10 protein-coding genes are annotated in these 10,986 nt (G+C 59.0%); 4 read left to right on the top strand and 6 right to left on the bottom strand.

Features of this window, described 5'->3' with window-relative positions; translation table 11 throughout:
* The 3 genes from AAAC48_RS12540 to AAAC48_RS12550 all read right to left on the bottom strand — a co-directional run.
* The coding region (locus tag AAAC48_RS12540) for an oxidoreductase (protein WP_340654484.1) at positions 1 to 778 on the bottom strand (778 nt) is incomplete at its 3' end.
* A 127-nt stretch (positions 779 to 905) separates the two neighbouring features.
* Positions 906 to 1,655, bottom strand: coding sequence for an SDR family oxidoreductase (locus tag AAAC48_RS12545; protein ID WP_340654485.1), 750 nt, complete (start codon positions 1,653 to 1,655; stop codon positions 906 to 908).
* A 42-nt stretch (positions 1,656 to 1,697) separates the two neighbouring features.
* Positions 1,698 to 3,173, bottom strand: a complete 1,476-nt coding sequence (locus tag AAAC48_RS12550) for an aldehyde dehydrogenase family protein (RefSeq protein ID WP_340654486.1) — start codon at positions 3,171 to 3,173, stop codon at positions 1,698 to 1,700.
* A 156-nt stretch (positions 3,174 to 3,329) separates the two neighbouring features.
* On the opposite strand from AAAC48_RS12550, the gene zwf reads away from it, so the two are divergent.
* From zwf to edd, 3 genes are all read left to right on the top strand, one after another.
* Positions 3,330 to 4,802, top strand: a complete 1,473-nt coding sequence (gene zwf / locus AAAC48_RS12555; protein ID WP_340654487.1) for a glucose-6-phosphate dehydrogenase — start codon at positions 3,330 to 3,332, stop codon at positions 4,800 to 4,802.
* 17 nt (positions 4,803 to 4,819) lie between these two features.
* Positions 4,820 to 5,518, top strand: coding sequence for a 6-phosphogluconolactonase (gene pgl / locus AAAC48_RS12560; protein WP_340654493.1), 699 nt, complete (start codon positions 4,820 to 4,822; stop codon positions 5,516 to 5,518).
* 65 nt (positions 5,519 to 5,583) lie between these two features.
* Positions 5,584 to 7,407 carry a phosphogluconate dehydratase gene (edd, locus tag AAAC48_RS12565; RefSeq protein ID WP_340654488.1) on the top strand — a complete coding sequence of 608 codons (1,824 nt, stop codon included), beginning with the start codon at positions 5,584 to 5,586 and terminating at the stop codon, positions 7,405 to 7,407.
* A 77-nt stretch (positions 7,408 to 7,484) separates the two neighbouring features.
* Here edd and AAAC48_RS12570 read toward each other — a convergent pair whose 3' ends face one another.
* From AAAC48_RS12570 to AAAC48_RS12580, 3 genes are all read right to left on the bottom strand, one after another.
* The gene (locus tag AAAC48_RS12570) at positions 7,485 to 8,447 is read right to left on the bottom strand and encodes a GlxA family transcriptional regulator (protein ID WP_340654489.1); all 963 of its coding nucleotides are present in this window, start codon (positions 8,445 to 8,447) and stop codon (positions 7,485 to 7,487) included.
* A 38-nt stretch (positions 8,448 to 8,485) separates the two neighbouring features.
* On the bottom strand, positions 8,486 to 9,385 hold the full coding sequence (gene folD, locus AAAC48_RS12575) for a bifunctional methylenetetrahydrofolate dehydrogenase/methenyltetrahydrofolate cyclohydrolase FolD (protein ID WP_340654490.1): 900 nt from the start codon (positions 9,383 to 9,385) through the stop codon (positions 8,486 to 8,488).
* Between the two features lie 83 nt (positions 9,386 to 9,468).
* Complete coding sequence (locus AAAC48_RS12580) at positions 9,469 to 9,696, bottom strand: hypothetical protein (RefSeq protein ID WP_340654491.1); 228 nt, start codon at positions 9,694 to 9,696, stop codon at positions 9,469 to 9,471.
* A 34-nt stretch (positions 9,697 to 9,730) separates the two neighbouring features.
* Here AAAC48_RS12580 and AAAC48_RS12585 point away from each other — a divergent pair, with 34 nt between their 5' ends.
* Positions 9,731 to 10,984 (top strand): sarcosine oxidase subunit beta family protein, encoded by a 1,254-nt coding sequence (locus AAAC48_RS12585; RefSeq protein WP_340654492.1) that lies wholly within the window; start codon positions 9,731 to 9,733, stop codon positions 10,982 to 10,984.
* Positions 10,985 to 10,986 lie beyond the last annotated feature (2 nt).

Here is a 10,986-nt window from a genome sequence, read left to right on the forward strand (position 1 = left end):
CCGCGATCTTCTTGTGGGCGTTTTCAAAGGCCTGCTTGCCAAGGAGCAAGCGCAACGGCGGATCCTTGGCTTCGACCGCCTGGACGATTGCCTTTGCCGCGCGGACCGGATCACCCGGCTGATTGCCACTGATGTCGCGTATCATCTGTGCGCGCTGACCTGAGGTTGAACGGTAATCCTCGATCGTGGATGGAACTTCATTGGCAGACCGGCCGGCCCAATCCGTACGGAAAGGACCCGGCTCAACGATAAGCACTTTGATGCCGAGCGGTGCGACTTCCTTTGACAAGGCTTCCGATAGCGCTTCGACGCTGAATTTGGTCGCAGTGTAGAAGCTGACGGCCGGGTTCGCCACAAGCCCGCCTTGTGAGGAAATGTTGACGACAGTGCCCGAACGCTGCTTACGCAAGGTTGGCAGAACTGCGCGAGTCATGTTGGCGAGACCCCAGACATTGATCTCGAACATCTTGCGGACTTCATCCATCTCGCTCTCTTCGAACGATCCAAAATAGCCAATACCGGCATTGTTGACGAGCACGTCGATGCGTGCGAACCGCTCCTCGGCTGCCTTGATGGCATTCTTGATGTCTTCGGCCTTCGTCACGTCGAGTTTCAGGACAAGTGCGTTATTCTCATGTCCTTTGACGAGATCCTCGACCTGCGCCGGGTTGCGGGCGGTGACGACGGTCGGATAACCAAGTTCAAGCGTATGGCGCGCAAGTTCGCGGCCAAAACCGGTTGAACAGCCAGTGATGAACCAGACAGGTTTCGATGTCATGATTGTGTCCTTGAAAGGTGGGAGCGCCACGGGGTCACATTTGCCAGGAAAGCGCTATGGGAATTTTTCGCTACACGAACAATGTAGCCCACATCGCCCATGATTCAAGGGTGAAGCCACTATTCATTCAGATGCAGCGGCCACCATCGACCTCAAGGGCGACGCCAGTGATGAAGTCGGCTTCGCTGGAGGCAAGCCAGAGCGCGGCATTGGCAACGTCCATCGGTGTGGACAGGCGCCCGAGGGGCACCGTCGCCTTGAACTGCGCGCGCTTTTCCGGCGTGTCCTCCCCCATGAACAAGCCGAGCATCGGCGTTTCACCCGCCACAGGACACAGGCAATTGACCCGGATATTCTTCGGAGCAAGTTCAATCGCCATGGATTTGGTGGCGCTGATGGCCCAGCCCTTTGAGGCATTGTACCAGGTAAGGCCCGGACGCGGGCGCAATCCCGCGGTCGACGCAGTTGTGATGATAGAACCACCGCCCTGCATTTCCATGATCGGCACCACTGCCAGCGCCGAATAATAGATCGCCTTCATGTTTACAGCACCGATCAGATCGAAGGTGCTTTCATCGACTTCGAGCATCGAGCCGTTGCGATGGGTGAAGCCGGCATTGTTGACCATGATGTCAATACGGCCGAATTCATCCATGGCGGCCTTAACCATTGCATCGACCTCCTCCTTGCGTGAGACGTCGGCATGCACGGCGATTGCAGCCTTGCCAACATTGTTGGCGACCTTCTGCGCACCTTTCAGATTGAGGTCGGCGACAACAATTTTAGCGCCCTCTTCGGCAAAGCGCTTGGCCATCCCCTCGCCAAACCCCGAAGCTGCGCCGGTGATGATTGCTGTCTTGCCTGCCAAACGGGTCATGTCTTCTCCTCATACATGCTCATGTGATTTGATGTGTTGCGATCAGTCGTGGCGGAAGATGATCGTCTTGGTAGCGGACATGTCGTAAAGGGCCTCGAATCCCTTTTCCCGCCCATGCCCTGATTTCTTGAAGCCGCCAAATGGCAGTTCGATGCCGCCGCCCGCACCATAGGCATTGACGAAGACCTGTCCGGCGCGAACCCGCTTGGCAACGCGATGCTGGCGTGCGCCGTCCCTGGTCCAGATACCGGCCACGAGACCATATTCAGTGCTGTTAGCAAGGCGCACTGCATCTTCTTCGTCGTCGAAGGCGAATAGACAAAGCACCGGGCCAAACACTTCTTCCTGCGCGATGATCGCTGCCGGATCCACTGCGCCAAACAGGACAGGTGCCACATAGTAACCCGTGACAGGCGCATTGATATCGATGGAGCCACGCGCAATGACCTTCGTGCCGGCCTCGGCCGCCGCAAAGACATAATTTTCGACCCGGCGCTTTTGTGCCGGATTGATCATCGCGCCAAGATCGAGATCGGCATCGTGCGGACCAGCAACCAGCTTGCTGAAACGCTCGCCGAGTGCCGCGGCCACCTCATCATAGATCGGGCGCTCAATGAGAATGCGACTGCCTGCCGAACAGGTCTGGCCGCCATTTTGAATGATCGCATTGATAAGGACGGGCAACGCTTTCTCTATATCTGCGTCGGCAAAGACAATTTGCGGTGACTTGCCGCCGAGTTCCATGGTGACGCCACGATTGTTGGTGGCCGCTTGCTGCTGGATCGCCGTGCCGGTGACCGGTGAGCCAGTGAACGTCACATAGTCGATTCCCGGATGTGCCGACAGCGCGGCGCCTGCCTCGCGGCCGTAACCGGTGATGACATTGAGGACGCCTTCGGGAAAGCCAGCCTCGATGGCGAGCTCACCAATGCGGATCGTCGACAGGGACGCGTCCTCGGCAGGCTTGATGACAAGCGTATTACCCATGGCAAGCGCCGCTCCAACAACGCGCGCCATGATCTGCATCGGATAATTCCACGGTATGATCCCGGCAACGACGCCATGCGGCTCGCGCAAAGTCAGCGCGGTATAACCATCGAGAAACGGGATGGTGTCGCCATGAACTTTGTCTCCTGCCCCGCCATAGAACTCATAATAGCGAATGGCTGCGGCCACATCGGCCTTGCCCTGACGGATCGGCTTGCCGGTGTCGCGCGATTCCAGCGCCGCAAGTTCATCGCCATGCTGCTCAATCAGCTGGCCCAGTCGTGTAAGGAGCCGCCCGCGCTCGAATGCCGGCATCCGCGACCAGGGACCAGCATCGAAGGCGTCTTTCGCCGCACGCACGGCCCGATCAACGTCATCGGCATTGCCCGCCGGGATGGTGGCAAATGCCAGGCCATCGGACGGACACAAAACAGTGATCGTTTCCTGCAAGAGTGCGGCGACACGCCGTCCGTTGATGATGTTCAGGAAATTCTTATCCTGTGCGACAACTCTGGATAGATTCTGTAACATGACTTGTTCCTGTTCATTGCGATGGTATTGGAAGTCGAACGAATTGGAAATGCATTTTGACGCAGTTCGCGCTTCGGGACTGGTCATTTTAAATCGATTAGATTATACAACCCTGCGTCCCAAGGCGCGCAATTTAGGCATAGCGAGACCGTTCTCATGACAAGTCAGATTATCCCGGTTGATCCTTTTGATTGCATTGTGTTCGGGGGTACGGGCGATCTCGCCGAGCGCAAGCTGATCCCGGCACTCTATCAGCGCCAGCGCGACGGACAGCTGTCCGAACCAACCCGCATCATTGGCGCGTCCCGCTCGGCCATGTCCAACGTGGATTTTCGCAAGTTCGCCGAAGCGGCGATCAGGGAGCACGTGAAGGCTGAGGAAATCGACGCAACGCAGCTTGCCAAGTTCCTGGAACGTCTTTCCTATGTCGCTGTCGATGCAACGTCGGACAACGGGTGGGAGGAACTCAAGGCCGAGATTGGCAATGACTCAAAGAAGATACGGGCGTTTTACCTCGCGGTCAGTCCTTCCCTGTTCGGCGATATCACCAGCCACCTGAAGAGCTATAAGCTCGTTCACGACCACACGCGCATCATCGTGGAGAAGCCCATTGGCCGCGATCTCGAATCCGCCATCGCCCTTAATGATACGATCGGCCATGTCTTCCACGAACAGCAGATTTTCCGCATCGATCACTACCTCGGCAAGGAGACCGTACAGAACCTGATGGCGCTGCGTTTCGCCAATGCGCTTTATGAGCCGCTGTGGAATTCGGCTCACATCGACCATGTCCAGATCACCGTGGCAGAGGCCGTAGGGCTCGAAAACCGCGCCGGCTACTACGATACCGCAGGTGCGTTGCGCGATATGGTGCAAAACCACATGCTGCAGCTTCTGTGTCTCGTGGCCATGGAACCGCCGGCATCGATGGATGCCGATGCTGTTCGGGATGAAAAGCTGAAAGTGTTGCGCTCGCTGAGCCCGATCAATTCGAAGAACTACGAGGAATTGACCGTTCGCGGCCAGTACCGCGCCGGCGCGTCTGCGGGGGGGGCGGTCAAGGGCTACCTGGAAGAGCTCGGCCATCCGAGCAACACTGAGACCTTCGTCGCGATCAAGGCCGAGATCGCCAATTGGCGCTGGGCCGGCGTTCCCTTCTATCTGCGCACAGGCAAGCGGCTGGCGACGCGCGCTTCCGAGATCGTGGTCTCGTTCAAGCCGATTCCGCATTCGATCTTCGGCGAAAGCGCAGGCCGTGTCGTGGCCAACCAGTTGGTCATCCGCCTGCAGCCCGACGAAGGCGTCAAGCAGTGGATGATGATCAAGGACCCAGGCCCGGGTGGTATGCGCCTGCGCCATGTACCACTCGATATGAGCTTTGCCGAATCTTTCCAGGCTCGTAGCCCCGACGCGTATGAACGGCTGATCATGGATGTGGTGCGTGGCAACCAGACACTGTTCATGCGCCGCGATGAGGTTGTCGCCGCCTGGCGCTGGATTGATCCGATACTCAAGGCCTGGGCCGAAAACGAACAGCCGCCAGTCGGATACACTGCCGGTACGTGGGGGCCGTCGGCGTCGATTGCGCTTATCGAGCGCGATGGTCGCACCTGGCACGATGCCTCCTAAAGCAGGGTCGCATGGCAATGGATCACGAATTGCATAGTTTTGCCGACGGCAACGCGCTGGCTGAAGCCCTTGCCTCGGCGGTTGCCGAACGCCTGAGCCAAGCATGCCAGGCTCGCGGCAAGGCCGTGCTTGCCGTATCTGGCGGCACGACCCCTGCCCGCTTCTTCAAGGCACTGTCGATCAAGAAGCTTTCTTGGGACAGGATAACGGTGACGCTCGTCGACGAACGTTTTGTACCGCCGTCCAGCGACCGCTCCAACCAGAAGCTGGTCACCGAGATGCTTGTGCACAATGAAGCCGCCAATGCAAAGTTCGTCGGTCTCTACAATGACGCGCCGGATGCTGAGGAAGGTGCTAAAATAGCGGCAGAAGCGATAGCCAAGCTTGGACAGCCTTTCGATATCGTCGTTCTCGGCATGGGCAGCGACGGACACACGGCCTCATTCTTTCCCGGCGGTGATCGGCTCAGCGATGCGATTTCGCCGGACCAAAAGGCGCTTGTGCTGCCAATGCTAGCGGAAGGCGCCGGCGAGCCGCGACTGACGCTGACATTGCCGGTTATTGTGGGCGCGCGGTTTGTGGCACTGCATATCGAGGGAGCGGAGAAAAAGGCCGTTCTTGAAAAGGCGCTTGGCGACGGCGCGACGACGGATATGCCGATCCGCGCAGTTGTCAGACATGTGCCGATCGAGCTTGAGATTTTCTGGGCTCCCTGAAGCCCGGAGCGTGTGATTGCCCGGGAGGCTCCCAACGACCGGGCATACGCCAGAGGAGACGTAAAATGACCGTTCTGCAACGGGTGAAGAGCATTACCAAGCGCATTTGCGAGCAGTCGAAGCCGACGCGCGATGTCTATCTCGACCATTTGCGTGAGGCAGCGTCGCGCAAACCGAAGCGCACGGCGCTGGCCTGCGCCAACCTTGCCCATGGATTTGCCGCCTGCAGCCCGTCCGACAAAGCGGCACTGGCTGGCGACATCGTGCCCAATCTCGGCATCATCACCTCCTATAATGACATGCTGTCGGCCCATCAGCCGTTCGAGACCTATCCACAACTGATCAAGGCTGCTGCCAAAGAGGCCGGCGGGGTGGCACAGGTTGCTGGCGGTGTTCCGGCCATGTGCGATGGGGTGACGCAAGGACAGCCCGGCATGGAACTGTCGCTCTTTTCACGCGACGTGATCGCCATGGCCACCGCCATAGGGCTGTCGCACGACATGTTCGACGCGGCGGTCTATCTTGGTGTGTGCGACAAGATCGTGCCCGGCCTCACCATCGGCGCACTGACCTTTGGCCATCTGCCGGCCGTATTCATTCCTGCAGGACCGATGACCACTGGTCTGCCCAATGATGAGAAGGCGAAAACCCGCCAGCTTTACGCGGAAGGCAAGGTCGGCCGCGAGGAACTGCTTGAATCGGAGTCCAAATCCTATCATGGCCCCGGCACCTGCACGTTCTACGGTACCGCCAACTCCAACCAGATGCTGATGGAAATAATGGGCCTGCACATGCCAGGCTCCTCTTTCATCAATCCGGGTACGCCCTTGCGCGACGCCCTCACCCGCGAGGCGGCGAAACGTGCGCTGGCCATCACGGCGCTCGGCAATGAATATACGCCCGTCGGCGAGATGATCGATGAACGCAGCATCGTCAATGGTGTCGTCGGCCTGCATGCCACCGGCGGTTCGACCAACCACACCATGCATCTGGTCGCGATGGCGGCCGCTGCTGGTATCAAGTTGACCTGGCAGGACATTTCCGACCTGTCCGATGTGGTCCCGCTGCTTGCTCGCGTCTATCCGAACGGCCTTGCCGATGTGAACCACTTCCACGCTGCGGGCGGCATGGGCTACATCATCCGCGAGCTCCTGGATGCCGGCCTCCTGCATGAGGATGTCAAGACCGTATGGGGCGGCAGCGAGGGGCTGCGTGCCTATACAATCGAGCCAAAGCTTGGCGAGAACGGTACAGTGGTGCGCGAACCGGTCGCGGCGGAAAGCGCCGACAAGAAGGTGCTCTCCACCTGCAAGCAGCCTTTCCAGGTCACTGGCGGCCTGAAGATGCTGAAAGGCAATCTTGGCACGGCGGTGATCAAGACTTCGGCAGTCAAGGCCGAACGGCACATCATCGAAGCGCCTGCCATCGTCTTCGACAGCCAGGCTGCGCTGCAGGATGCGTTCAAGGCAGGCAAGCTCGACCGCGACTTCGTTGCTGTCGTGCGGTTCCAGGGCCCGCGCGCCAATGGTATGCCCGAACTGCACAAGCTGACCCCTGCGCTCGGCGTGCTGCAGGACCGCGGCCACATGGTCGCGCTGGTCACAGACGGGCGCATGTCCGGTGCCTCGGGCAAAGTCCCTGCGGCGATCCACGTGACGCCGGAAGCGCTCGATGGCGGCATCATCGGCAAGATCCGCGATGGTGATGTGGTCCGGCTGGATGCCGAGATCGGAACGCTTGACGTGCTGGAGGACCCGCAGGTTCTCGCAGCTCGTCCGACACCGGAGGTGGATATCAGCCACAACAGCTATGGCATGGGACGCGAACTTTTCGCCGCCTTCCGCAATGTGGTTGGACGTGCGGACAATGGTGCATCGGTTTTCGGGTAGTTAGCCCGGAATTCCGGCTAGCAGAAATCAAGGTGCGTGGTTCGACGCGGCTCACCATGAGAGCCTGCAATGAACCCTCAATACGTCGTGCGGCGCTCATCCGAGGGTGAGCGCCCGAACTGCGCCCGGTAGCTCTGGGCGAAATAGGAATGCGACGTGAAGCCCGTAGCAAGCGCCACATCGAGAATGGGCGAGTGGGTTTGCCGCAGCAGTTCACGCGCCCGTTCCAGACGCAGGCTCATATAATACCGGCCGGGTGTCATGTTGAGGTGGCGCAAAAACAGCCGCTCTACCTGCCGGACCGACAGGCCTACCGCTTTTGCAAGCCGTACCGCTGACTTCGGCTGCTCCAGATTGTCGGCCATGAGTTCGACGATCTTGCGGAGCTTTTCCGACTTGCCGGTGAGGTCGCGCTCCGGCCCGATGCGCTGGCGGTCGGTCTGCGAGCGGATGCGCTCGTGATGAAACTGGTTCGCCACTTCATTGGCGAGTGCGGGACTGAAATCCTGCTTGATGATTTCGAGCATCAGGTCGATCGAGGTCGTACCACCCGCGCAGGTGTAGCGTTTGCGATCGATCTCAAAGACATTGCCGGTGCAATCGATCTGCGGGAACCGTTCCTGAAAGCCGGCGCGATTTTCCCAGTGAATCGTGCAGCGGTGGCCTTCGAGCTGGCCCGCCTCCGCCAGGATGTAGCTGCCGATATTGAGGCCGCCGAGCGATGCACCCCGGCGTCCGAGAGTACGCAGCACCGCGATGACCTTTGGCTTGTCTTCGAATTCGGTCGTCAGTCCGGCGCAGATGAAGAAGATGTCGGCGGAAGGAAGATCAGCCAGCGCATATTGCACATTGATCTGCAGGCCGTTTGAAGCAGTAACCGCTGCACCGGTGGCCGAGACGGTTATCCAGGAATAGAACGGCTGCTCGGACATGCGATTGGCCGTGCGCATTGTATCGATGGCGGCCGCGAGGCTGAACATCGGGAATCTGTCGACAAGCAGAAAGGCAAAGGTTCTGCCGACCTTGAGGGCTTCAGGCATGCGCTGTTCTAACCGGATTCCCTGTTGGAGCAAATTTATCAGAAGCGAGGCGGAGTCTTGCCGGCCGAACGATAGGCAGCGACAAGCGTATTGGCCATCAGCATGGCAATCGTCATGGGTCCAACACCGCCTGGAACTGGCGTAACCGCCGCGGCGACCGTCGAGGCATCAGTAAAGTCCACATCGCCGACGAGCCTAGTCTTGCCTTCGCCCTTCTCGGGGGCCGCAATGCGGTTGATGCCGACATCGATGACCGTTGCGCCGGGTTTGACCCACTCGGCCTTGACCATTTGCGGCCTGCCGACAGCAGCAACGAGGATATCGGCGTTGCGGCAGATGCTGGCAAGGTCCTTCGTCTTGCTGTGCGCGATGGTGACGGTCGCGTTGTGCGAAAGCAAAAGGTTGAACATTGGCTTGCCAACGATATTGGAGCGACCGATGACGACAGCGTTCAGACCGGAAAGATCACGGCCAAGAATGCGCTCGATCAGCAGCATCGATCCGGCCGGTGTACAAGGTACGAAAGCAGTCTCGATTTCACCGGTGCCGAGCTTGCCGACATTGATGAAATGGAAGCCGTCGACATCCTTGTCTGGCGAGATCGTCTGGATGATCCTGCCGGAATCGATGTGCTTGGGCAGCGGCAACTGCACCAGAATACCGTGAATGAGCGGGTCGGCATTGAGCTTTTCGACCAGCGCGACCAGGTCTTCTTCCGAGGTTTCTTCCGGCAAGGTGTGCTGCACGGAGTGGAAGCCGCATTCGCGCGCCTTCTTGCCCTTGGAGGCGACATAGACCTGGCTCGCAGGGTCTTGGCCGACAATCACGACCGCGATGCCGGGGGTCATTCCACTGGTCTCGATCAAATCGGCGGCCGACGCCTTGACCTTCGAAACCACGTCCTCGGCAATCTCCTTGCCATTGATCGTCACTGCCATGTGCTGCTCCCGGACATCAAGCTTTGGTGGATTGGTCAACATACTGTTGATTTTGTGGCCGAATAATACCGTCAAAACGGCGTTCACTGACGCAATAGCGAAAGCGGCAGATAAGGGCAATGCGATGATGTGCCCCAGAGACCTTTGATTTCTCCACCCTGATGGACATCTGATGCGATTTTCTGCACTTGCATACTCATGGACAGAACGTCCACTGCGCTCCGGTTCTTAAAAACTGCACCACCTGCCTCATCGGGCTGAATTCTCAAAAAGGTCTCCAAGGGCTTGGCGAAGGCAAAAAAGCCAAGCATGATCGATAGACTTCATTCGAATTCGGAATCCCACATGCGCTATTCAGCTTTCACCCTTATTAAGAACGCCCTTAATGGCAACAAGGACTGGAAGCCCGCCTGGCGCAAGCCTGCACCAAAACCGTCCTATGACGTGGTGATCATCGGCGGCGGCCATGGTCTTTCCACCGCCTATTACCTCGCCAAGGAGCATGGCATTCGCAATATTGCGGTGGTCGAAAAGGGCTGGCTTGGCTCCGGCAATATCGGCCGCAATACCACGGCCATCCGCTCGAACTACCTTTTGACCGAGAACCAGCATTTCTACGAAGCGTCGATGAAGATGTGGGAGACGCTCTCCCAGGACCTCAATTACAATGTGATGTTCTCGCAGCGCGGCGTCGTCAATCTTGCCCACACCCTGCCGCAGCTCGACGTCTATGCGCGGCGCGGCAACCAGATGCGGCTCAACGGCATCGATTGCGAGCTGATGAGCCCGCAGCAGATCAAGAAACTCATTCCGGGGCTCGATATCAGCAACTCAGTGCGTTTCCCGATCCTCGGCGGACTGATGCAGCGTAGCGCCGGTACAGCCCGGCACGACGCCGTCGTTTGGGGCTACGCGCGCGCAGCCGACCAGCTTGGCGTCGACATCATCGAGAATTGCGAAGTGACGAGCTTCTTGAAGGATGGCGATACGGTCACCGGTGTTATGACCACGCGCGGACCGATCAATGCGAAGAAGGTCGGCTGTGCGGTCGCCGGTCACACCAGCGAACTCATGCGCCGGGCCGGCATTGATCGCCTGCCGCTTGAATCGCATGTGCTGCAGGCGTTCGTCTCGGAAGCGCTGAAGCCGGTCGTCGATACGGTCGCGACCTTTGGCGGCGGGCATCTCTACTTCAGCCAGTCGGACAAGGGCGGCCTCGTCTTCGGCGGCGACATCGATGGTTACAATTCCTACGCGCAACGCGGCAACCTCCCGGTTGTCGAGGATGTGATGAGCGAGTTCGTGGCGCTCATCCCAGCGCTGGCGCGCATCAAGCTGCTGCGGTCGTGGGGCGGCATCATGGACATGACAATGGACGGCTCCCCCATCATCACAACGGGCCCGCTACCGGGCATGTATCTCAATACTGGCTGGTGCTATGGCGGATTCAAGGCCACGCCGATATCAGGAAAATGCTTTGCCTGGACCATCGCCAAGGACGAACCGCACCCGCTGTCCGCGCCATTTACGCTGGACCGGTTCTATCGGGGCTACGTCATCGATGACAAGGGACAAGGCCCGACGCCAAGGTTGCACTAAGA

The sequence above is a fragment of the Phyllobacterium sp. genome (assembly GCF_037994405.1).
Classification (GTDB): domain Bacteria; phylum Pseudomonadota; class Alphaproteobacteria; order Rhizobiales; family Rhizobiaceae; genus Phyllobacterium.